Here is a 25293-nt window from a genome sequence, read left to right as displayed (position 1 = left end):
TTCACGAATTAGAATACTATTAATTCGTGAATTTGTGGCAATCTTTATTTTTACTTAACAAACACGTTTATAATTCGACTCATTGAATCTCCATCGGCATCTTCTACTTTTACTTCAACGGAAGCAAATCCTTTTTTGCCGGAGGTAAACTGAACTTCTTTTTTAAACATAGAAGCTGAACCATTAATAACCGTTGACACTGCATATTTAGGTGCATTAGTATAACCTCTGAATAAATTTTCGGCATCCACATTTAAAGTTTCACCCGCATTTATATAATAGTGTGGCTGTGCCATCCAGTTCAAATAATCTTCTAATTGCGTATAGCCATTGCCTGTAGGTGCATTTGCATCAGCAAAATCTCCCTGAGCCGAATTTACATTTAAACCTTTTGATTCTTCCCACCAGTTTGGCAATCCATCCTGATCTGCATCCCAGTTAGCATCACGGGTTTCATTTGGATAATTTTCCCATCCTCCTGCATCTTTTTCATCATCAATCATTCCGCCTAAACCGCTTTTACTGCCTTTAAAACTATAAGTTCCTTTTAAAGTTTCCTCAATTATTCTTTGATCATGTGTGTCAAATACCGGCTGATTAGCCCCTACATCTGACAATACATTTTTATAAGCTGCTTCTGCCGATTGTGTTTTTACATGCGATTCAAAGAATGGCTTGTCTACAAATGTTTCATAAGATGACTTATCTCCATTGGAATAAGTAGCTTTTCTTCCTTTTTCCTGATTTTTTTCATTAAAATGACCCGGCATCACATTCCCATCAAAATAATACTGTTGTTTTCCTTTTCCAACACCTTCATGCTGTGCATTTAATGCAAAAAAGAAATTAGTTGCAGCTCCGGGTTTGTAATAATTGTTTACAAAATTTACCTGACTTGCTCCACCATCTGTTGCGCGATGTCCCCAATTGTAAACCACATTATTACGGATATCTACTTTTCCTCCATAAAAACCGTTTCCGTTCAATCCACCGCCAATACTCCAGTTACGACCATAATTATGTGCTAACAAATTATGGTGAAAACTACCTACATCACCACCAATAGTTGCTGCATAACCATGCATTTTTCCCGTCGGATATTTATCATGACCCGCCACATTTAGTGCTTCAGCAATCAAAGTACGCTGCAAACTGATGTTATGTGCTCCTCTTGAACTAAAAGATTCATCGATAGTCCAGCTAATCGAACAATGATCTATAATACTATGATTTGCTCCTGTTAATCCCATTCCGTCAAACGTTGTTCCGCCACCGATACGCACTCTTAAAAAACGTACAATACCGTCATTTCCGGTCAAGCCAATAGGTGCTCTGCTAATCATAATTCCTTTTCCCGGAGCTGTTTGTCCTGCAATGGTTACATTAGGCTGACTTACCACTAAACGGGATTTTAACTGAATATTTCCCGAAACGTTAAAAACAATCGTTTTTGGTCCAATTTCCTGGTCCACAGCATCACGCAAACTTCCCGGTCCGCTGTCATTCAAATTGGTTACCGCAATAACTTTACCTCCTCTTCCACCTATAGCAAAACGTCCGTAACCTTCGGCACCGGGGAAAGCAATTTGTGCCGGTTTAAAAAACCAAACTTTTCCTTTAGTTACTTCTTTATCAGCATTAATTTCATCCACTCTCCAGTAATAGCTTTTTAAATTACTCCACTGTTTATTATCAACGGTAGTCGAGTTTTTATTCAAATTGCCTTTAAATTCTAATGAATTATGATCAGCATTCGCTACTTTTTCCTGGCTTTCGCCAAAATAAAAATCATGAGAAACTGTCCCTTCCGGCGAACTCCATTCCAGTTTAAAATTGTCTCCTAAAACTACATGCGCATCATTATTGTCTGGATTTGGCGTATGAGCCTGTTTTTTAAGATTAGGTAAATCCAATTCGAAACCATTAATGACTACTTTCTGAATTTTCCCAGTCGCTTTTGCATCAGCTTCAAACTTAATTACAGCGTCTTTTCCTGTTTCGGCATCAAAATGAATGTAGGAAGTAGCGGCATCAATTGTTGCTGTCGCTCTGTTAGTTGGCTGGATAGTTTGTGAAAAAACACCGTTTACAAAAACATTAATCGGAGCGTAATTAGCCACTTCCGGACTGTCAAAAGTGTTATTGAAAGTCAGCAACGTATGTTTCCCTTTAGACAATCCGCTAATGATAATTGCTACACTTTTATCAGCAACAATTCCGTCATTTATTAAACGGGCATAAAATGGTGCCTGCACTCCGGTTTTATACCAGCCTGAATTAATATTTCCTTTTAAGGTCATTTTTATACCATCAAAGTCTTTATTAAACTGAGTACCTTCACTTACAGGCCAAGAAATATAATTGGGATCATTTACTTCTAAAGTTCTTCGTTGAGCCAAATCAAAATCAACTTTTAAGGATTTGGAAGCAGCATTTACATTTTGATTTTGCGCGCTACCACTCAATGTAAACGTTATCATTGTTCCTGCGCAAAATGCCAATTGTTTTACTAAATTCATATAATTATTTATTTTAGGGTTTGTAATTATCATCCTATTTAAACTAATTGATGATAACATATTCTATTTTAAATTTCCCCACCCCAGCCCTCCCCAAAGGAGAGGGAGCCGAAGCCGGATTAGCTATACTTATTAATTCATCTTTAATTTTTCTATCTCAGATTTTCCAAGCAGATTAAAAATGTCTTTTTCTCTTTCTTTTGGAAAAACTTTTAGCAAAGTTACTTTTCCTTTTTCCAGTTGCACTTCAACAGTAGTATTTTTTGGTGCATGCAATTTAAAATGTACATCCCAGCTTGCTGGCCAGGCGGGAAAAATATAAATGGTATCTCCATTAGCCTGCAACAACATTTCCTGCATACCTATCATTCCGCTTCCTCCCCAGTTGTGATCCGGAACCCAATCAAATCCCGGTCCCCAAAAAGCAGGGAATCGCCTCTCGGAATTAGCCATTTTTAGCAAATTATATTTTGCTGCTTCTTCTGTTAATCCTAAACGAGCCGCAAAAATATTATCTTGTTTCCACCCAATATGACTTCTGAATTTTAAAGCATCCGTATCGTATTTCCAGGTATTTATGGCTGTTTCCAAATCTGGTTTTCCAAGCCCGTAAATTTTCCACGGATAAACAGGATACAATTGTGGCACTTCAGTATTATTGATTCGTTCCCATATTTTGGCCGGAGCCAATGTTTTATGCCCATTAAACTGGCTGAAATTTAAAGGTGGAATCCGTTTTTGAAATGCTTTTAAATATTCTAAATCCTCTTTTAATAATTCGTTTTCCGATAGTAACAAAAACTGTTCCGAAATTACCTTTAAAGCTGAAATTGTGCTATTCGCATTATTCGTCATTTTATAAGTTTCGGCAGCTGAACCCGGAAACAAAACCAAATGACCGTTGCCATCCAATGCTTTTCGGCCTCTGTTTTTAGCTAAATATTGATAATGCTCATCGAAAAAACGAAGACAACTCATGATAAACGGATTGTATTTTCGAATATCTTCACCAGCATATTGCTTTTGTTGCAACATCATCTGGCAAAACTCTAACACCGTATCCCACTCATATTCTAACCAAGCATTGTATTCCATTCCGGGATCATAATCCGCTGGTCGTTTCCACTCGTATTCGGCAGGATTAGGTAATCCAAAATTTTCCAATTGTTCGGTAAAAGAAGCTCCGCCGTGTTTCCAATACACCTGAGAACGCAATTCGGCATTTTTTTGCAAACTCAGATAATAATCCAATTGGGATTTCATCATATCAAAATCACCACTTTTCACCATTGGAAAATAAACCAGTCGCTGGTTTTGAGCCGTCATCGTTCCACCACCCCAATTTCTGAAATCAGGTGTGAAATTCAGCTCTTTATTGGTATGCACCGGATCTACAGTAAACAATCCACCGTTGAATTTGGTAGGATATTTTCCATACGCATTGCAACCCAACATATAACGGAACAGCTGGTAATTTTGTCCGATTTGACAAACAGAATCCTTCTCCGTTTTTGATTTTTGGGTATAAATAAATGAACGATTCCAGAAGTTATTCCACCACGCAATTGTATTTTTTTCTGCTTTATTTACCGTCTTATTATAATTCAGAACTTGTTTTTGCAGTTCTTTTTTCCATACACCCGCATCAGCAAATTGATTGGTGTGCAACTGGATTTGGAATTCATGTTTTTTGGATGCTTTTATAGTCGAAAGTTGGAATCCTTTAAAATCGGTATCCTGATAGATTCCGGTATACGTTCCGTCAGCTTTTAGATTATCTCCCGAAAGTTGTCCTCCAAATGTCAAATTTGCAATCGGATTCAGCATCTGATCCTTAACCGATTCCATTTTTTGTTGCTTAACCGTCACATCAAAAACCGTATTTTCTCTGTTTCTGTGATAAAACTGCACCGCATTTCCTTCAAAAGAAATGGAATCTTTATAGGTTATAATATCGCCTTGCGGAGCCCATTTGTACGAATTAGCATTATTGGCTTTTCCTTTCGAATCTCTGTTTTTATAACGCCAACTTTCATAAGCCACTTTCATTTCAGTTGGAACTTTGCTCTCCACATCCACATGAATCACCGGGTTAAAAACATCCACCCATAATTTTACTGTAGTTCCCTTTTGAGAAAGGGTTATGTAGCCCTCTTTCAAATGCAATTCCTGTTTAAAACCTACATTGTCTTTAAAAGGATTCGGACTCAAGCTAACTTTTACTCTTCCTAATTTCAACAAGGTATTGTGTTCATCAAATGTTCCCGAACGGGAAAAATAGAAATACAAATCGCCTTTTTCAACCCACACATTCGCACCAATATCACCTCCGCCCAAAGGCATGGATTCCGATGAATTATTGCTTTGGGTACTCCATACCTGATTGTAATTTTCAAGCGTAGCAATTTGCGCTTTTGCGAAAAGTGTAAAAAAGAAAAATATGTAAATTGTGTATTTCATAAAATTTTATTTTACCATATAAGTCATTTAAGTTTTTTTACTAATTGTTGTCAATATTTGAAGAAATTTTAGAAGTTAATATAAGCGTTGTTTGAAAGACTTATATCAACTTAGATTTATTTAATTCTATCAGTAAAAAAACTTATATGACTTATATGTTTAAACATTTACCAATCATCAGTTCTAAAAGACGAAACCGGCAAACCTCCTGTACTAAACAATTCTGCTTTAGCAACATCCTTAAACAAATAACGAACAGCAACCGGCTTTTCTACCTGAGGTGAAGAAAGTAAAACCGACTTTCTTCTTAACTCCGCTTTAGCAGGATAAAACACTTTATTTTCTCCGGCAATTTCAAATCCTGTTACCTCTTTTCCATAAGAAGTAATTCCGTTTGGAGCATTATCAAAAGCAACAGTCACAACACTTCCTTTGATTTCCAATGCTTTAAAAACCGGGCTTTCAAACTCAAAACCAGTCAATCCATAGGTTTTGCTCAAAGCCAAATACGCTAATCGGTTTCCACCCGCTTCTTTATCCGCCGGATGAATATTATTTTCTTCGCCAATGTCCATTAAAACAGCCATTCCAGCATTCGGAATTTCAGTAGAAGCTTTTAATTGTGCCTCACGCAAATAAGCCGAATTGTATTCTTCTTTATTGTCATTTGGATGAAATTGCGCATAATTAAACGGTGCTATCTGGCAATAATAAAATGGAAAATCCCCTTGTTGCCAAAGTGCTCTCCAGCTGCTCACCATCTTTTTAGTTAATTCTTGATATTGCCCGGCACGTTCATAATTGGATTCTCCCTGATACCAGATGCAACCTTTGATTCCGTAACCAATTACCGGTGAAAGCATTCCGTTAAACAAAGTTGTTGCCACACGATTAGGGTCTTTTGCAATATCCTCTTTCTTTGTTGGAATCTTTGCTGCTGCAAAATCTTTCAACATTTCCTGATTCATCCAGGCTTCCATGCTCGAACCGCCATACGAAACATGAATCAATCCCACAGGAACATCTAAAACTTCCTGTAAAAGTGAACCAAAATACCAGGCCGTAGCGCTAAAATCTCCTGTAGTTTGTAGTCCTGCCACATTCCATTTTCCAACAAAATCTTCATTTGGTGTCAAAACAGTAGCTCTTGGAATCGTAATAAAACGGATTTTATTATTTGTCGAATGTACAATTGCCTCGTTACCTTTTAACACCGGCTGACCCGGAAATCCTTTCAACGGCATTTCCATATTCGACTGACCGGAACACAGCCAAACTTCACCAATTAAGATGTTTTTCACCGATTTTGTTTCTGCACCATCCGAAACCGTAATTTCATAAGGCCCTCCAGCTGCTGGCGTTTGCAACGCTATTTTCCATTTTCCTGATTTATCGGCTTTTACTTCATAAGTTTTAGCATCCCAGGAAGTCTGGATTTTTATGGTTTGATTCTTTTCTGCCCAACCCCAGACAGGTGCGTTGCTTTGCTGCTGCAACATCATATTATCCGAAAACAAAGCCGGTAATTTGATAGCCGCATTGATTTGGGAAATTCCTAAAATCATTAAAAATGTAATAATTGTTTTTTTCATTTTTATTTTATTTTAATCTTTTTTTCAACGGATTGAAATCCGTTGCTACAACATAATCGTTCCTACGTTCATCGGGTTAAAACCCGACGCTACAATATACATCGTTCCTACGCGTTCATCGGGTTAAAACCCGACGCTACAATATACATCGTTCCTACGCGTTCATCGGGTTAAAACCCGACGCTACAATATGCATCGTTCCTACGGAACTTACATTATAACCTAGAGCCATCGGCTCGAAACATTTTGTAGAGCTGGGCTTTAGCCCAGTTTGTAATGCAAAACACGATAAAAAGAACCATAGGCTCGGTAAAATTTATATTTATTTCTCTTTTACAATCGTAACAGGTCCTAACAGTCCGGCTTTTAATAAATTCTCACTTTCAACTAACCTGTAACGGGCGGTTGTCCAGGTCAATCGGTCTTTTTCAGGTAACTTTTGGTCCCCAATCAATCGATTCGCCCAGGTATTTGTAACCTTGATAGTAATCGTATTTTTCCCTTTTTTCAATGCTTTAGAAATATCCGTGCGGTATGGAAAAGTCCAAATCGTTCCACAACCTATTCCATTAACCGTCACTTCGGCGATGTTAGCGATGACACCTAAATCAATCCAGATTTTATCAGCATTTTTTCCATTCCAAACAAAATCTTTTTTATAAACGGCTGTTCCCGAATAATACTTAATATTTTCATTTTCAGAAGTACTCCAGTCAAAAAGTTGGTTGATCTTCACTACTTCTTTTGGACCTTTAAATTCAGCATCAAATTGCAATTCCCAATTTTCCTCTATGGTTTGTATGGTTTCAAAATCAGCATTATTTTGAGTTCCTTTCCCCGAAGTATTTGAAGTTTCTTCTTTAAAAATCACAAAACCTGATTCATTTTTATCTAATTCCAATGGAATAATTGTTCTTCCATTTTCAATTTTCCAATTGGCTAATGCCGAACTTTTATCAGTTACCGGATTGTAAAAAACGGGAATCTTTTCAGTAATTCGAAACGAAACTTCTATTTGTCTTTTTTCTTCTATTTGATTCGAAAGAAAATAAATCTCTTCATCCCCATTTTTTCGGTGTGTCCAGGCAATGGAACCTCTGTCATTGTTTTTAGCATCCGAGAACAAAACATCCGCCTGAATTCCGATTTTAGAAAAATCATTATCCAAAAACGGAAGCACAATAACTGTTCCTTTTCCATGTTTCCAAGACACAGAACCCGAATTATTTTTAGTTACATTATTTGGCTTTGCCCATAATTCATCAACAACCGCCCGCCATTGTTTAGCCTCTGAATCGGTTTGAAAACTTGGTGTAGCTGTGGGTTTTTCGTCAATAAATACCGTCGCTCCTTCTTTAACTAATTGAATTATTTTTTTGGCTACAGCCAAAGAAATAATCTTATTCGGTGCCATTCTTCGACTTCCCGGAAACAATAAAGCTCCGTATTCAATTCCGCCATCAAAAGTCACTTTCCCGTTTTCAACCTTCGCTCTGTTCAATAAAACATCGGCATTAAAAGAATCATATTGATAGCCGTTCATTGGATTTACCCATTGTGATAAATCGGTAACGTTTTTAGAATAGGTCACTTCTTTTGGCATTTTGGTAGTTGGCTGTCCTTCATTTTCCAATCGTACTTTTTCACTTGCCACTCTTTCTTGCCCAAAAACATTTGGAATAAAAGGAAACAAACGATCCGGAACTAGTGAACGCGACGGCAAATCTTCACCAATAAAAACGGCTAAATCCACCACCGGTTTTCCTTTTTGCAATTGCAACTGCACTCTTTGACAATAATCAAACCAGGCTTTTCCGGGTTTCCACCAGGTTTGATTCCTTTGGAAAAAAGAACCAATATCATCCAGAGTCATTCCCGGTTTTCTATCTGTCCACGGATTGTGCACAAAAACGTGATAGAAGAAACGGTTGATTCCGAGTGCATAATTTCTATCCGCCAGCGTTTTTAAATTCCCCGGATGTTCATCCCAATCCATTCGTAAAGCCGTAAAAGCTTCCGCCTGAATGATGTCTTTTCCATAAATATGTCCGCCTGAAATAGCGTCTAACATATCAAAAGGTTTATCGTGTGTGGGACTTTTTAACCAAAATTCTCCACTTGGATAATCCACATATTTAAAATGCAATAAACCATCACTCATCATTGTTGGAGCCACATTTTCGGAACTGAATTTGACATTATTTTCTTTGGCAATTTCAGCCATCGTTCCATAAAAATTATCTCCAACTAATTCGGCTATTGTTTTTCGAACATCGTATAAAACTTTCTCAGAAGTCGCAACATTTTCGACAGGAATTCCAGCCATTACCGGCAAATAATCTACAATATCATATCCTCTTCTTTTCTTGAATTCCGCCTGAAAAACCGAAGACCAATTCTGGCTTCCGCATTCCCAACTGTCCAAATGTAAAATTTCCAGGACTCTTGATGCCAATTCCGGTCCGGCAGTACGAATGGCTTCGCCAAACCAATGATCCAACTGAAAACGAATCAAATCCGGATTGAATTTATCTACTTCCAAACCTTTTCCTGCTCCTCCCGTTGCATTTTCATGCCCAGTAGAAGTATGTCCCATTCGAATAATTTTCCATTTCCCTTTTGGAGCTTTCCAACTTAAATTACCATTGGCATCCACAAATTTGGAAATGTTTATCATTGCTGATTTAGGAAACACATCCGAATTTGGAATCAATTCTTCAGATGTAGTTGGACTCAATCGCCATACAGCTCCTGATTTTCCTTCGTAATTATCAATTAGTGGCTGATTAGAGAGGGTGATTTTACTCACTTTTAGATTGGCCTGATTCCATTTGGCAAAATCCAAATCTTCAGCACCGGGTTCGGTACCGGCAGGATCAAAAACAAATCGGAAATATTTGGCTGTAACCGCTTTTATACTCGATGTTGTGCCATAATCCGTGTTTTGCCAACCTTGACGCGGCGGCTGTAACCTTTGATGGAAGCTAAAATTGACACCATCATTACTGGTTTCTACAATCAATCGTTGAGCCTGAAAATCAAGTCCTTTGGTTTCAATTGTAATCGTTCGGCACAAAAATGGATTTTTAAATTCGTATAAAATCCATCCCTTACCGCTAATTTTCAGATTCCCGTCTTTCGTTGGATTTGCCAAAAATGAAGCTTCTTCTCCATTTGAAGTGTTCACTTGAGGAAGTAAAATTTTAGAATTTTGTTCCCATTCTTTTATTGGAATAGCAAAAGTGGCAATGTCTTTATAAAAATCCTTGTAATGTTCCGGAACAGGCAATTTTACAGCAAGTTTTTTACCGCCGGAAAACTCAGTTGTTGACCAAACTACTTTTTGCATGGACGTTTCGGGAGTAATCCAGGGTCCGCCTGCAACTGCAAAACCGTCAGCCGCGTGAAAAGCTAATTTCAATTCCAGACGATCAGCTTCTATAAAAGCCCAACGCACCATATCCCAAAACTCAGGACTCAATTGCAAAACGGGTGGATCAATTAAAGGTGGTTCTGCCGGTCCTTTAATCGTCATTAAATAAGCACCGCGAATTCCTGCCTGTTTCATCGCTTCCAGATCGGCAGTAATACCCGCTTTAGAATAAGCCGATTTCATCCAATACCAATACACCCAGGTTTTGGAGGATTCGAGAGTGGGCTGAAAAGGAGTGTTTTCTTTTTTATGAATCTCCTGTGCAGAAAGCATTGCCGCAAAGAGTAAAAACAGAAAGATGATTTTTTTGTTGAACATTGTAACTCTTATTATTCATTTGTTTTTGTCATTCCGACGAAGGAGGAATCTCATCAAGTGATATAGATTATGTGATTTCTCGTTCCTCGAAATGACAAACTTTGACTTAATATTTAAAACTTTTCAATTGTGTTTCCAATCCGTTTTTCGCTTCCGTAAAAGGAACCAAATAAAAACTGTAATTATAATCTCCTGATGGAATCTGGTACTTTTCTATTGGGGCGGCAACTGGTGACCAGCTGTCATTTCCACCCACACCCATTTGTTTTAAATGGATATTTACTGTTAGAAAACCAGGATTTACAAGGTCGAAAGTATGCTTGGCATCATCCAGATTTTGCTGGGTATAAGGCCAGGCACTCATATTTAAAACCTTGTTTTCGTTAACTACAACTAAGCCGGAACTTTTTGCCGGGGTTGTAAAAGCCATCCATCTTACTTCGGTTCTATTGCCGTTTTCCTGCGGCATGATATACGGTTCTATGAATTTATCGATTGGCAATGAGTATTTCCCAACAGTGAACCCAAAACTACGATCACTGTAATTTTCCATTTCGCCTTTTCCATACCATGAAATTTGGTCAAAATCTTTGTTAATACCCATTTGCATTCCTATTCTTGGGATGTTTGGTAATTTCGAACTTGCTTTTAGCTGGTAATCTACTTTTATAATCCCGTCTGGATTGATGTTGTACACTACTTTCACAGCAGCACTGTCTTTAATTATTTCGTAATCACTGCTGATTTTTATTCCAGTATTTGACTGTTCTACATTACAATTTTTCAAAACAGGTTTAGCCGCAAACCATTGTTTCAATAGTTTATGCGGTTTCCAGCCTTTGCGGTCGTTATCGGTTAAAGCACGGGTAAAATTAGGCAACAATGCCGATTTCAGTTGTTCTTTACCTTTATAAACATACGAATTCAAGGCTCCATTTGCTCTGTTAATGCTAATACTAAAATCGGTTCCGTTGATGGTGTAAGCCTCTTTTGTTTCGGATAAGTTGCTTTTTTGTCTGGCTTCCGCCAAAGTAACTTCGGATTTCTTTTGCAAAAGAAATTGGTCGGTAGCAACAGCATAGCCTTTTGATGCCCAAAACTCATCTTTCGAAAGTTGGAATTCAATATTCAGGAAATACTCTGCATCTTTTTTCATCTTCGGCAAGTATTGGTTGATATCCAAAACCAAATCACTTCCAGCGGCAACATCCATTGGTTTCAAAACGACTTGTTTGACAACATTCCCGTTTTCTAAAATTTTAATAACCGGAATAAAATCCACCAAAGAACGAACAGCCTGTCTGTTATGAATAGTCAATTTATTAGCTGCACTTAAAGTTGAAGCAGCAGGCTGGTAAATCCATTTGTTCTCATACATCGCGGCTTTTGGTCTTCCGTCAGCTGCTACTATTCCGTTGATATTAAAATTACCATCGTGTTTTTTCTCACCAAAATCACCTCCGTAACCAAAATATTCTTTTCCGGTTTTTGGATCTTTTCTAAGCATTCCCTGATCTTTTAAATCCCAGATACAACCCCCAATGACTCTTGGCGTATTACGGAATTCATCCCATAATTCTTTTAAGTTTCCGGTTGAATTTCCCATAGAATGCGAATATTCGACAAACAAAATTGGTCGGGTATCTTTCTTTTGATCCACCAGAAATTTAGGTGTAAAAACACCTGGATAAAAACGGCTTACCATATCTACATAAGGTTCGTCCTGCGGGTTTTCATAACGATGCGAATGATCGACAGTTTTAGGATAGCGCGGATCCAATGGATCGATGTAGCCATCTAACCTTGGATTTCCCTGAGCCGGCTCATAATGTATGGGTCTTGTAATATCATAATCGTGTGTCCAGGCTGCCATCGCTGCGTGATTAGGGCCTTTTCCGGATTCATTCCCTAAACTCCACATCACAATACTGGGATGATTTTTATCTCTTTCGACCATTCGGGTCATACGTTCTAAATAAGCGTGTGTCCATTGCTGGTCATTACTTAAAAAACCACCTAATCCGTGGGTTTCAAGATTAGCCTCATCCATTACCATCAGTCCGTATTTATCACATAATTCATAGAAATAAGGGTCATCTGGAAAATGAGCGGTACGTACAAAATTGAAGTTGAATTTCTTCATCAGTTTTACATCTTCTTCTAAATCCTGATGATTGACTGCTTCACCACGTTCCGGGTGATGCCCGTGATGATTGACTCCATAAACGTAGGTTTCTTTTCCGTTGATAAGCATTTTGCCATTTTCTTTCGAAAATTCTACAGAACGGAAACCTAATTTACAGCTTTTTACTTCGCTAATGCTCCCGTCAGGATTTTTCAGCGTCATGACCAAAGTGTACAAATTGGGAATTTCCGAACTCCATTTCAATGGATTTTTAATTGTTTCCTGAAAAAAACCAAAACGCACTTTATCCAAACGTGGAGAAACTTCGCTAATAATATCCGAAGCTTTTCTGCTTAAGGCTTTTTCGAATAAAGGCTTATTTTGAGCATCATATAATTGTACTTCAAACGTATGATTTTTGATGGTATCACCTGTTAAATTATCCAAACGCGGACGCAATTGAAACACGGCATCCTGATAATTTTTGTCTAATTTGGTTTGGTAAAAGAAATCGGCAATACGCAATTTTGGTTCCGCTTTGATATACACTTCCCGCTGAATTCCGCTTAAACGCCAGTGATCCTGATCTTCCAAATACGAACCATCGCTGTAACGCAAAACGCGAACGGATAAAATATTCTCTCCTTTTTTAAGATAAGGTGTAATATTAAATTCAGACGAATTAAAACTATCCTGTCCATAACCTACAAAATCGCCATTCACCCAAACCTGAAATGCCGAACTAACGCCGCCAAAATGAAGACTCACGGTCATTCCGTTCCAATTTTCAGGAACCGTAAATTTGCGTTGGTACGAACCTACGGGATTATCATCCTGAGGAACAAATGGCGGATTTACCGGTCGGAAAGAATACACGGCACTTTTATAAATCGCCATTCCGTAGCCTTTCATCTCCCAGTTGGATGGAACTTCAATTTTGTCCCAGCCTTTTACTTCATTTTTATAAAAATCCTGAGGCGCTTCCTGCAGGTTTTTAGCAAATTTAAAATCCCAGTCGCCATTGAGTATTTTGATTCTGCTTTTAGCTCTGTTACCTTCTAAAGCATCAGCGACAGTAGCATACGAATACGAAGTGGCTCTTGCCGGCTCTCTGTTGATACTTGTAATCATTGGGTTCTCCCAAGGATTAAAGGAATATTTCTGCGGGATTTTTGGAATTCCGGCAGGTTCACCCGTAACCAGTTGGGCATTTGCAGCAACTGAAGCTAAAATTATAAATAATAAAATTTTGATGTTTTTCATATTCTTTTTCACGCAGATTTGCTTCGCCAGTTCGCTATCGCTCGGGTGGCAGATCTCCGCAGATTTTTTTGAATTAATACTAAACGATTCCTATTTCTTTTTAACTTTTTCAGGTGGAGCCACAAAATTCAATTTGCTTTTTCCTAAATCCTTAGAAGTCGCAACGGCTATTCCTCTTTGTTCCGCCTTATTTACCGCACAATAGAAATGATACACCACTCCGTCGTGTTTTACCACAAAAGATTTGTGTGCAAACATATTGTCATAAGGTTCTGATGATTCAATTAAATTATCGCCTTTCCAGTCGTTCCAGTGAATTAAATCATTCGAAACGGCAAAACGGTTAAATGCACCCTGATCCCAACCCGTCCAGAAAGCTCCAAAATAAAACATCACCCAGGTATCATTCACTCTCTGAATGAAAGCATCTCCGGTAATCCCTCTATGATTGTTCAAAACCGGATTTTTTCCGAAACGTTTCCATGTTTTCATGTCGTTCGAAACAGCCATTCCAATTCGTTCTGCACCTTTAGCCGGATTTAGACTATCACCACGAGCATTATAATACATCACAAAATCATGTCCTGTTACTTTATCTTTATCCCGAATCACACTGTTTTTGTACATGGTGCTGTTGTCCCACCAGCTTACATCTTTATCTTTTGGCGTTAAAACCGGATTTTCTAATCTTTGAAATTCGTGAGGTTTTGTTGGTACCTCTTTGGTATAAGCCATTCCGATTGATAAAACTCCTGCTTCATATCCTTTAGTATTTCCTCCAAAATAACTCATCCAGTATTTATCATCGTATTTTTCCCATTCGTAACTTCCGCCCCAGGTGGGGTCCTGCAAAGCAATGTATCCTGCTTTTTGGTTCACATCCCAATGTGTTTCATCTTTAGAAAAAGACATTACTTTCCCCAAATGTTTCCAATTCAATAAATCGTCGCTTTCGGCTAACCAGGTTTCGTAGCCTCTTCCATCATAAATCAAATACGTCATAAACCATTTCCCATCTTTTCTAAAAACAGAAGGACAGTCCATTTTATAGGAGTTGTCCGTAGGCACCATTACCAATCCGTATTTGTAAGGCGTTTTGATTTCGTTATAAATCTCCTGCATTACAGCATCGGTAATTTCTCTTTTCTTGTATTTGGTAGCACAACTAGCTATAAATAGTGTTGTAATTCCAAGTACTAGATATTTGAGTGTATTTTTCATTTCTACTTTTAATTTACTTTAATCGGCCACGGATGACACTGATCTAACCGATATTCACGGATTTTTTTCTTTTTTTGGCACGCAGATTTAAAAAGATTTTAGCAGATTTTTGAATTAAATAACCCGTGTAAATCCGTTCAATCTGTGGCCTAAACTTTTACTTCAATTCTTTCAACCGAGCTTCCATTACTTCTCTATTCAATTTCAATTTTACCATTCCTGTAGGATGGAAACGCTTTTTCAAATCGATAGCGTTGTACACAATTGTATATACATCATTCCCTTCCGGAATTAAACATAAAGGTGTTCTCATGATATCCCACCATTTATCAACCTTAGTTTCTATAGGCCAATAACGTGCTTCTGACCAATTTACCCCATCTTTAGACAACGAATACCCCATCATATTAGGCAAATGATGTCCCCAACCGTCAGGTCCACCATCAAAAATGGCAATGTACACGCCATTTGGCAACTGACTCACAATAGGATTTTCAACAAACAAAGGATGTATGGATTTTATCGGTTCCAAACCTTTATTCCTTCTTTGCCAAGGACCTTCTAAACTATTCGATTCTGCCAAAGCAACAAACCAGCCCTTTCCGGATTTTTTAGGATAATCGGCCCAAGAGGCGAATGGATAAGCGCCACTGTAAAACCCAAAATATTTATCGCCAACCTGATACGGAAAGAAAGAAGCCACTCCCTGACGTCCTTCCCAAGGTTGTGAATCCAATCCCGGTTCCATAATGATTCCCATATCTTTATAAGGACCCGCAATTCCGTTGATGCCTTCTACAGTCGATTCACAACGCCAAATTCGACCAAAGGAATGATTGGGTTCGATTTCCTTGTGAACGGTGTATGCCAAATAATAGCCGTACCATTTGTTTTCTTTTTTACTAAAAACCGGCATGTACGACCAAATTGCAGCACGTCGATCGTTCATTGGATTGTCATCTTCGGTCACAGCATAGGTTCCGCTGGCTTGTAAAATAGTCGATTCACGTTTCCAATGAATCGCGTCTTTGCTCGTCCAATGTCCGATTTTCGTTTTTACACGATCATAATACATTTCGACACCAACTTCACCTGCTCTTTCTGTTGGAAACATATGATAAGTATCGCCTATTTTTACCACGCGACCACCTTCAAAACCGCCTTGAATGCCTTCGGTTCCCGGAGAACCTTCGTCAATAACCGGAGCATTTTCGCCGCCGATGATTTCGAATAAAGGTTTCTCATCTGAAAATCCTTCGACAATAAACGTTGGATTCCATAACTTTCCATCAGGAAATTCGGCATTTCTGGAAACTAAATTCTGGCTACTTTTTACTGCACCTAAAACAATAAATAATCCTTTTGCTTTTTGCAAAATAGTGTGTGTTCCTTTCGAAAATGGAATTGCATACACATTTACCGCAGGCAACCCTGTTACGGTAACTCCGTTTTCCAAAACTAGTTTCGCATTATCAGCTTCCGTTAATTGAACATACTCCGCATTTCCTTTTTCCTGAAAAACACCAATTAGCAACTGTGCATTCTCCTTGAATTTTAGTTTCAAAGGAGCATTCGTTCCGTTTTTATATTGTTCCAAAGGAAGCGTAACTCCTGTAAGCCCTTCTAATTCGGGTGCTAATCGTACAATATTGTTTTTACTGTTCGAAAAAACATGTGCATATTGCGTTGTTTTGAAAGTCTTATAATTGGATTTTACCACTTCGAAAGAAGCGGGTTTCCATGCAATGTTTTGAGCGTTTACGAAAGTAAAGCACATTATAAACACTATTAAAAAAGTATATTTTGTTTTTCTTAACCACATAGATTCTTAGATTTTTAAAGGCTTTGTGTAATTGTTAGTGAGATTGCCTCGTTCCTTGCAATGACTAAAGTGCTTTATAACTTATTTTATACTCCACATTCGGTTTTACCGTCAATTGATATTTGTTTTTAGCCAATTCTGTAATCGTTCCCGAATTGGTTTTGGGTTTGCTTTTACTATCAATGATCAATTTTCCTTCGCCTTCAGCGGCTTTTACTTTGATTTCTAATTTGCTTACATACAAAGTCACTTCTCCCTTTGGTGTTGGTACTTTTCCTTCCATCCATTGTAATCCGCCTAAATTAGGTTTGATTTCATATTCGGCATAACCTGGAGCCGTTGGTTTTACACCTAAATAATATTTTCCAAGCAAATAAATTGGGCTGGAACCCCAGGCGTGGCAAAGACTTTTTCCATAAGGACGTCCGTACATTTCTAAATGTTCCGTTCCTTTTTTGTTCGGGTTGTATTCTTCCCAAAAAGAAGTAGCACCTAATTTTAGCATTCCTCCCCAATAATCTTTCATTTCTTTCAACACATAATCTTGTTCGCCCATAGCACACAAGGCTTCCAACTCGTAAAAACGCATGTAGGGTGTGGTGATTTGAAGAATATCATCGTTGAGCAACACCTTCTTTTTTATACTTTGCTTTTGTTCTTCATTAAAATAATTAAAGAAAATACCGAACATATTAGCGTATCTGGTTACAATATCCTGTATTTTACCATCGATACGCTGGTGCTTCATGACGTTTTCTTTCTTGTCCCAAAACACATCAAATAATTTTGTTTTTAAATCATCTGCTAATTTTTGATACTGTTTTTGGTCATCCTTTTGACCTGCAATTTCAGCACTAACTACCATGGCTTCTAAACTTCTGGCTAAAAGCATTTGCTCAAAACTCACCTCGCCGGTTTTTGGTAATCCGTTAGCCCAATCAATAAAAACCCAATCGCCTTCTAATGGTTCCAGAAATCCGTTTTTGTTTCTTCTTTCTAAACAGAATTCCATCAATGATTTCATTCGTGGATAGAAAGTTTTGATAAATTTAGTATCGCCCGTGTGCAAATAGTAATCGTAAACACCCACAAACCAATACAAGGAATAATCCATTATGATATTGATATGAGCCGTCACAGGTTCTTTCCCCCGCAGCGCCAACAGCGTTCTTTCTACCGAAGCCGAATCAAAGAATAAATAATAATTCATCAAATAACTTTGATAAGCATCGCCCGACCAAACCCAACGGTCACGTTTAATACCGTCTATAAAAAATTCGCGGGATGTTAAATGCATCGTATAAGCCGACACATCCCAAATTTTATTCAATTCCTGATCTGAAGATTTAAATGCCCCACGATAATCTAATGGTAAATATTCATACAGCATCGAAATAGAATCATATTTTACCGATGCATCTGCGACTACCTGAACATAGCGGAAGGCTTTAGATCCATCATGGGTGTAGGTTTCCGGCTGATTTCCATCAAAAGATAAATGGTCTAATGTTTCACATCTGGCCGTATCCATCGCTTCCTCACGAGATTCTCCATAATATAATGCTACTTTACCTTTTCCTTTTAAACCATGAATTTTAATGTACCCAAAAGTTTCTTTACCAAAATCTACCAACTGACCAGCTGCTGTTTTTTCTGTTTTTTTGGCATTCCATGGTGTAGTTGTTAGTTTAAATCCGGAAGGCTTGTTTTCTGGTGCATCAAAATTCCAGGAACCAACAGGCACCCATGGTGTACCGGATTGTTGTGCTTTTCCATTTTCATCAATCCAAAGTTTATCTTCATTAGTCACCTTCCAAGATGCATCCGATTTAACATATTTACCCGCAATATAAATAGCTGGAAGTACTTCCTGATTATATACTTTAAAAGAAATTTTGTGTTTACCGGCAGGAATTTTCAGTGATTTGGGCTGTCCGTAAACCTGAACACCATCTAAAAGTAATTGAAAAGGTCCTTCGGTATAGATTTTTATCTCATCGGGTTGCGGAATAGCTACTTCTGTCTGAAAAGTTACCAAAGCATAAGGGCTGTAATATTGCCAAAGTGGTGGAAATACTGCTTCGCGTTCCGTACGTCTTACCTGCATTTTATTGCTTAACCAAACTTCGAAATCGCCCGGATACCAAATCCAGGTGGCTTTGCTTTCTTTTGGCTGTACCTGAGCATTTCCATTAGAAACAGTGAATGCCGTTACCAAAAGGAAAAAAACCGTTAGAGACCTAAAAATTGAAAATTGATTTTTCATATAAGGTTTATTTATGTTTAATTATTTTCTTTGTTATTTAAAATGAGATGTTTTAGTTATAACTAACTACATATTCTTTTTTGCTTTCTAATTTTTCAACACCATTTTGAGTTAGAAAATTTGGATTTACTGTCACTAAATTTCCTCTATCATTTTTCTCATCTGACTCATGATAAAAGATGTCGAAAGTTAAGATGTAGCGTCCTGCTCTAAATCCATCCATAATGCCTATATAAGAATGAAGATCGATAGTTTCTCCCACTTTAACTGCAATTGATTTTTCATCTATACCTGTATAAGAAGCAAAAGTTCCATCAGCATGTTCCACAACAATTTCTTTTAAAAGTGCTTTTTTAGTTTCCTGAGTTGTCTCATCTTTATCAAATCTTGTTAAAGTTCTAATATCAACAACCACTCCTTTTCTCATTCCAAAAACACTATCCTGATTAGCAGAATAAACAACATATCTTTTCCATTTTTCCGGGCTGATACCTGGTCTGGTTGAGCAATAAATCTTAACTTTTTTACCTTTTTCAAAAGGGAGTGCATACGTTACAGCAGGATCTAATACGGGATTAAGATATCCAAGAGTAATTGAATAATCATAAAAGAAATCAACCTTTTTAGTTTTATCTAAGGGTTTTAGTTTAAAAAGAAAACCTGAATTAGCAGTTACATTTAACAATGGAACACTTTTAGTTTCAGAATTTTCAAGCTTTGAAAAATTCAATCTTACAATAAAACTTCCCGCTGCTTCTTTTTCATAATAAAAGTCAACTGTATTATCAGGATTTTTAATAGTTTTTATATGAAGACCAGGATTTTGTTGTGCGTAAGTTGTAACCCAAATCGCAAATAAAAGCAATAGGCTAAACAACTTTTTTCCTGAAGAAGCAGTTTTTTTCATATTCAATTTAATTTTAATGTCCATTAAAAATAACATAAAGTGCTATCATAACTAAAGTCAGGATAACCCATAATATTTTGACCTGCTTATCGGGTTTAGCCGCAGGATTGATTCGTAATAAGGTTTGATGGTCTTTTTGACCTGCTTTGTCTGTAATGGTAATAAGGTAAGTCATTATCGAAAGTCCCACAAAAATATAGAACGACAATAGCAGGAAATGGGGCCAATTGTAAGTTCCATTTGGGAAAACCCATAAATACAAAACCCCTGTACCTAAACTAATAATTGTTCCAAGAGTCAACACCAAATTAGCCGCTCTTGTGGTAGTTTTATTCCAAAGCACACCAAACAAAAACACTACCGACATTGGCGGAGCAATAAATCCTAAAACCGATTGGAAAATATCAAAAAGATTCAATCCTTTGATGCTGTCAATAGCTAAGGTGATTAAAATGGCCAACAACGAACCAAATAAAGTGACTAACCTTCCTATTTTGACAATCTCTTTGTTGGTAGCATTTGGTTTATGATTTTTCACATACACATCCATCGTAAAAACGGTACTCAAAGAGTTCAATGCCGAACCAATGGTACTAATTAATGCTGCAATCAACACCACAATAATCAGTCCTCTTAATCCTGCCGGAAACAATTGCGTTACCATCGTCATATAAGCTTCGTCCGGATTTTTTAAATTTGGAAACAAAACAAAACATACAATTCCGGGTAAGATGAACAAAGGCACATCCAGAATTTTTAACCAACCGATGAAGTTGGCTCCCAATTGTCCTTGTTTTAAATTCTTGGCTCCTAAAATAGATTGTACCATCGATTGATCCGTACACCAAAACCAAACTCCCATAATAGGATAGCCTAACAAAATAGCCAGCCAAGGGTAATTTTTATCGTCTGCCGGTAATAATAAATTCCAATAGGAACCCGGAGTACTATTATAAATATGTTCTAATCCGCCTGCTTTGTTGACACCCATTACCACTAATAAAAGAGAAACCGCAATCAGTAATAACATTTGGAAAACATTCGTATAAGCAATGGCTTTTAATCCTCCTGCTGCCGCAAAAAATCCAGAAAGCACCACCATGATAATCACTGAAAGATACATGGGCATATCCAATAACTGCTTGACCAAGACACCTCCGGCAAACAAGGTTAAAGACAACCAAGAAATCAAAATAGTAATTAAGGTATACCAGGCCAAAATGTTTCTGGTGGAATCGCCAAAGCGTTTTCCCATAAATTCCGGTAAAGTAAGCACCTTAGCTCCTAAATATCTTGGAGAAAAAACGACAGCTAAAAGCAGGATAAAAATGAAAGCATACCACGCAAAATTACCGGCAACAATACCTGTGGTAAAACCCACACTTGCCGAAGCAATCAGCATCGAAGGTCCCACATTAGTTCCCCACATATTCAAACCGATACTTCCCCAGCCTAAAGTGTTTCCGGCCAGGAAAATACTCTCATCTTCTGATTTTTTATTCTTTACAAAAGAAATATAATAACCAAAGGCAATCAACACCAGAAGATAACCAATAACGACGGCATAATCTATGGGTTCTAAAAAACTACTGATTTTACTCATTTCGTATTGGTTTTATAATTGAATATCATATGCTGCTAAAACATCCGCAATTTTCACCGGCATTCCGGTTTGTAATGTTTTATCCATTGCCTGCAATAAAGCTACGGTTCCTATTCCTTCTTTCATATCCGGATAAGCGGTGAAACCCTGCTCAATGCTATCAGCAAAATATTCCAGGTAATTTTGGTATTCTCCACCATGATGACTTTGCCCCTCAAAACGGAAATAATATTTTATAGTCGCATCACCCCAATGAATGATTTTCTCTTCGCCTTCTTTATCAGTAACCGAATAACGCAATTCGTGATAATCGGCCTGACTTGCACCTTCAGTACCTCTTAAAATAACGCTCATTCCGCTGTCTCTTTTGGTTGGCTGTGTTGGCGAAGTATAAACTCCACTTACTCTGGCAATTCGTCCGTCAGTTGCTTTGAAAATAAAATGCATGGTATCTTCGTTTTTCAAACCGGCAGTTTTTCCGTTGCTGCTGATCATTCCGTAACCCATTACTTCTTCGATATTGGGTAAATACCAGCGAATGAAATCTACAGGATGACTCAATCCACCATACAACCATTTGAAAGATTGTAACAAAGACCATTCTTTCTTTAAAAACCAACGGTGATCTGCATGATAATGCGATTCTATGGTAATCAAATCTCCAATAACTCCTGCTTCAAAATCTTTTCTTTGTCTTTTAGCAGGTTCGAAGAAACGGGAACTTTGTCCCACAAAAACTCTTTTCCCTGTTTGTTCACTAATAGCAATTAATTCTTTGGCTGCAGCCAAATCATCAATAAAAGGCTTGGTACAAACTACGTGTTTCCCATGCAATAACGCTTGTTTTACATGTTCGGCATGCAAATGATCCGGTGTATAAATTGCAATGATATCAATAGCATCGTCTTGCAATAAATCATCATAATTTGTTGTATAATGAGGAAAATCAAATTCCTTAGCGCGTTGCTTACACAATTCTTCATTTCTGTCACACACTTTTACCAACTCTACTTTGCTGCTTTCTATAGCGGCTGACATGGTACTGCGTCCCTCTCCAAGACCTAAAATGGCTATTTTTAACATTTATTCGTATTTAAATTGTTTTTTGCCACGAATTCACTAATTATTTTTTTTAATCTTTGTCATTATTATTTCACTGATTTGAATAAAAATCCGTGAGATTGTAAGCTAAAATTATTGATGTCATTCGTGAATTCGTGGCTTGATTTTTTATTTTATGTTTTTCAGGAATATCCAGGTTTCTCCTGATTTTGCATCTTCAATTCCGGTTTGGTACTTTTTCATTATTGCATTCCAGTCGTCTACACGAGGATTATTTTCGGTAGTTTTTGGATTGAGTTTGTCTAAGTCTTCTCCTTTTGGGATACTAATCACTAACATCAATTGTCTTCCGTTTTTGAAAACCTGTAATTGCTGAAAATCGGCATTACAGAAACCTTTAGCAATTTCAGGCCATTTTTCGAATTGTGTTTTATGATACTCCACATACTCTTTTTGCATTTTAGGATCGTCAACTAAATTTGCGGTCAACACAATATTATCCCATTCTGATGCCGTTTTAGAATCCTGGCATCTTTCCGAATTTTGGAAATCATAAATGGGATTTTCATAAATTTTGATTTCTAATTCCGGAAAAGCCAAAGCCAATTTTCTTTTTGTTCTCTCCGGCTGATTCATCAAACCATAAATCACCAGATGATTTTCCCATTGGTACAATTCTTCCCCAACAATCCGGAAACCTTTAATAGTCGATTTGATTTTGGCAATATCAAAATCCTTCCCGATTAATTCAATCGCTACCGATTTTGGCATTTCCTGCATTCCCCAGGCTTCATCAACAACAACTTCTTTTTCTAAATTGGTAAAAGGAGCGCGAATTCCGGCGTTTTCTTTGATTGTAGTACTTACAAACTGGTTGTTGTCTTCCCAGATATTTCCGGCAGGACCATTATTGTTTTTCAGGATTTTCTGAATTGGAATCCAGTTGTTTTTTATCGTAAAATGCTGAGAACCTTCGTCAGTGTACAAATACAACCATAAAAACGGGTCGTGTGCATAAGGACTGTTGTAGACTTTATCAATATAATTCTCTTCAATATGACTATCAGGCTGAGAAGAAAGTGTGTAAATTCCCGCCACATCATGCAAATGTTTGGCATAATAATGGATTTTATTAGCGAGGATTTTATTGTTTTGCATCACGTTTTTGGTGTGCGTCCAACCCCAACCCATTGAGATTCCGCTGTAAGCAACATCCGAAATTTCGTTGTGCTCAATAGTCAGATTCTTTACAAAACCTGCTGCAATTCCTAAACATCCCCAATCTTCATTGGCTACATTGGTAATTAAATTATCAGCAATTAACTCATTCGAACAAATTTCTCTTTCATCTTTTACTTGTAATGGCAAATGTGCTTCGAATGCTTCTTCGGAGAAAACGCCCACACTAATTCCGTTTCCACCAATGTCTTTAAAAAGATTTCCTTGTACAACATTGTGATGGGTTCCTTTGTTCAAATCTAATCCTGTAGAAGACAAATGCTCAAAACTACAGCTTTCAAAAACAGTATTATTGGCATAATTCACCTCCACAGCCGCTCTTGGTCTCCCCACCCACGCCTGGTTTTCCAGAGAAGCCTGATTAGGTGTTCCCGGAATTTTTAATTTGTAGGCATCCAGCAAATACATTCCTGCCTGCAACGGAACGTGACCTTGCTGTGAAGGACGAAGCCAATTGCTGTACTGAAACGAAATTCCTTTGAATTTTATATCGTGAACCGGAGTATCAATTGTTCCTTTTACTTCCACTAAATTCTCTAAAACAGGAGCAATTACTTTGGCATTAGCCATATTTTCACCAGCTCTTGGAATATAATAAATCTTAGCATTTTTTCTGTCCAAAAACCACTCACCCGCTTCATTTAGCATTGACATTCCATTGTTTAAAAAGAATGCCGAATTTCCATTGTTTTTAGAAATCCAAGGCGCTGGCCAGGGATGCTCACTCTGAATACGACTTTCCGGTTTTTCGAATGAAAGTCGGGCGCTGTCTTTTACTACTTCTATATTTTTGATTCGTAAATTGGCAATTGCCCACCATTGTATGATGAACATTTCCATTCCCGGTTCGAATTTTACTGATTTGTCTTTAAAAGGAATCCAGCAAGTTTCGGTTTCCTTATCCCAGGACAAAATTCTTTCCATTTTGTTTCCTAAGGTATTTTTAGCTCGCACCGCTTTAACATCATTTACCCAAAGCTGGCGGTAATTGATCACATTTCCTGCAATAGTGGGAGCATCAGCAACCCACGCTGTTCCTTTTTTTAATCCGTTGATGGAAGTCGTGGTTTTTTTCCAGTTTTTAATTGCAATTCCACCGTTAAAAATTGGTTTTGCATTTACATCCGCTTCAATAGTTGTTGGACTATCGGCAGTTCCGGAATCTTCCGGTCTTACAAATAATGGCTCATCCAGATAATAAGTCCCGTCTTTTATAATAATATGAATCCCTCCTTTTATCGAAGCATCTTTCAACCGACGCAATTCTCTGGCTTTTCTCAATGCCATGTGAACTGTTGCCAGCGGACTTGCTTTTGTACCTTCATTCGTATCCTTTCCGTTAACAGCTACCCAAATATCAGCAGCCTGCATGGAGAATACAGTGAAAATAACAAGTAAAAAGGTTAACAGAGGATTTCGTTTTTTTAGAAACATAATATATTGTAATTATAAATTTGGATTCT

General features: G+C 37.6%; 12 protein-coding genes. All 12 read right to left on the bottom strand.

The window, feature by feature from the left end; genetic code table 11:
* Window positions 1-50 precede the first annotated feature (50 nt).
* Entirely contained in the window at window positions 51-2519 is a 2469-nt protein-coding gene (locus tag BUB89_RS05460) for a pectate lyase family protein (protein ID WP_073243032.1), read from the bottom strand.
* A gap of 132 nt (window positions 2520-2651) precedes the next feature.
* Window positions 2652-4979, bottom strand: a complete 2328-nt coding sequence (locus BUB89_RS05455) for a DUF5703 domain-containing protein (RefSeq protein ID WP_073242732.1) — start codon at window positions 4977-4979, stop codon at window positions 2652-2654.
* A 167-nt stretch (window positions 4980-5146) separates the two neighbouring features.
* Window positions 5147-6571 carry a sialate O-acetylesterase gene (locus BUB89_RS05450; RefSeq protein ID WP_073242730.1) on the bottom strand — a complete coding sequence of 475 codons (1425 nt, stop codon included), beginning with the start codon at window positions 6569-6571 and terminating at the stop codon, window positions 5147-5149.
* 322 nt (window positions 6572-6893) lie between these two features.
* Window positions 6894-10322, bottom strand: coding sequence for a glycosyl hydrolase (locus tag BUB89_RS05445; RefSeq protein ID WP_073242728.1), 3429 nt, complete (start codon window positions 10320-10322; stop codon window positions 6894-6896).
* Between the two features lie 106 nt (window positions 10323-10428).
* Window positions 10429-13710, bottom strand: coding sequence for a glycoside hydrolase family 2 TIM barrel-domain containing protein (locus tag BUB89_RS05440; protein WP_073242726.1), 3282 nt, complete (start codon window positions 13708-13710; stop codon window positions 10429-10431).
* 90 nt (window positions 13711-13800) lie between these two features.
* Window positions 13801-14931 (bottom strand): glycoside hydrolase family protein, encoded by a 1131-nt coding sequence (locus BUB89_RS05435; RefSeq protein WP_073242724.1) that lies wholly within the window; start codon window positions 14929-14931, stop codon window positions 13801-13803.
* 157 nt (window positions 14932-15088) lie between these two features.
* Entirely contained in the window at window positions 15089-16708 is a 1620-nt protein-coding gene (locus BUB89_RS05430; protein WP_234982527.1) for a glycoside hydrolase family protein, read from the bottom strand.
* A 109-nt stretch (window positions 16709-16817) separates the two neighbouring features.
* Window positions 16818-19019: an alpha-L-rhamnosidase-related protein gene (locus tag BUB89_RS05425; RefSeq protein ID WP_073242720.1), complete on the bottom strand. Its 2202-nt coding sequence runs from the start codon at window positions 19017-19019 to the stop codon at window positions 16818-16820.
* A 52-nt stretch (window positions 19020-19071) separates the two neighbouring features.
* Window positions 19072-19926, bottom strand: a complete 855-nt coding sequence (locus BUB89_RS05420; RefSeq protein ID WP_141384360.1) for a hypothetical protein — start codon at window positions 19924-19926, stop codon at window positions 19072-19074.
* Between the two features lie 13 nt (window positions 19927-19939).
* The gene (locus BUB89_RS05415; RefSeq protein WP_073242716.1) at window positions 19940-21529 is read right to left on the bottom strand and encodes a sodium:solute symporter family transporter; all 1590 of its coding nucleotides are present in this window, start codon (window positions 21527-21529) and stop codon (window positions 19940-19942) included.
* Between the two features lie 12 nt (window positions 21530-21541).
* Window positions 21542-22612, bottom strand: coding sequence for a Gfo/Idh/MocA family protein (locus BUB89_RS05410; protein ID WP_073242714.1), 1071 nt, complete (start codon window positions 22610-22612; stop codon window positions 21542-21544).
* A 147-nt stretch (window positions 22613-22759) separates the two neighbouring features.
* Window positions 22760-25264 (bottom strand): L-rhamnose mutarotase, encoded by a 2505-nt coding sequence (locus tag BUB89_RS05405; protein ID WP_073242712.1) that lies wholly within the window; start codon window positions 25262-25264, stop codon window positions 22760-22762.
* Between the last annotated feature and the right edge of the window lie 29 nt (window positions 25265-25293).

The organism is Flavobacterium flevense, from assembly GCF_900142775.1.
Lineage (GTDB): Bacteria > Bacteroidota > Bacteroidia > Flavobacteriales > Flavobacteriaceae > Flavobacterium > Flavobacterium flevense.
The sequence above is the reverse complement of the archived record's forward strand: the minus strand, read 5'-3'. Positions and strand labels throughout refer to the sequence as shown.

What these genes read in the sequence shown, in the direction of transcription:
- BUB89_RS05415 (WP_073242716.1), bottom strand. Translation starts at nt 21,529, where the DNA reads ATGAGTAAAATCAGTAGTTTTTTAGAACCCATAGATTATGCCGTCGTT.
- BUB89_RS05460 (WP_073243032.1), bottom strand. Translation starts at nt 2,519, where the DNA reads ATGAATTTAGTAAAACAATTGGCATTTTGCGCAGGAACAATGATAACG.
- BUB89_RS05450 (WP_073242730.1), bottom strand. Translation starts at nt 6,571, where the DNA reads ATGAAAAAAACAATTATTACATTTTTAATGATTTTAGGAATTTCCCAA.
- BUB89_RS05425 (WP_073242720.1), bottom strand. Translation starts at nt 19,019, where the DNA reads ATGAAAAATCAATTTTCAATTTTTAGGTCTCTAACGGTTTTTTTCCTT.
- BUB89_RS05410 (WP_073242714.1), bottom strand. Translation starts at nt 22,612, where the DNA reads ATGTTAAAAATAGCCATTTTAGGTCTTGGAGAGGGACGCAGTACCATG.
- BUB89_RS05440 (WP_073242726.1), bottom strand. Translation starts at nt 13,710, where the DNA reads ATGAAAAACATCAAAATTTTATTATTTATAATTTTAGCTTCAGTTGCT.
- BUB89_RS05405 (WP_073242712.1), bottom strand. Translation starts at nt 25,264, where the DNA reads ATGTTTCTAAAAAAACGAAATCCTCTGTTAACCTTTTTACTTGTTATT.
- BUB89_RS05455 (WP_073242732.1), bottom strand. Translation starts at nt 4,979, where the DNA reads ATGAAATACACAATTTACATATTTTTCTTTTTTACACTTTTCGCAAAA.
- BUB89_RS05430 (WP_234982527.1), bottom strand. Translation starts at nt 16,708, where the DNA reads ATGTGCTTTACTTTCGTAAACGCTCAAAACATTGCATGGAAACCCGCT.
- BUB89_RS05435 (WP_073242724.1), bottom strand. Translation starts at nt 14,931, where the DNA reads ATGAAAAATACACTCAAATATCTAGTACTTGGAATTACAACACTATTT.
- BUB89_RS05420 (WP_141384360.1), bottom strand. Translation starts at nt 19,926, where the DNA reads ATGAAAAAAACTGCTTCTTCAGGAAAAAAGTTGTTTAGCCTATTGCTT.
- BUB89_RS05445 (WP_073242728.1), bottom strand. Translation starts at nt 10,322, where the DNA reads ATGTTCAACAAAAAAATCATCTTTCTGTTTTTACTCTTTGCGGCAATG.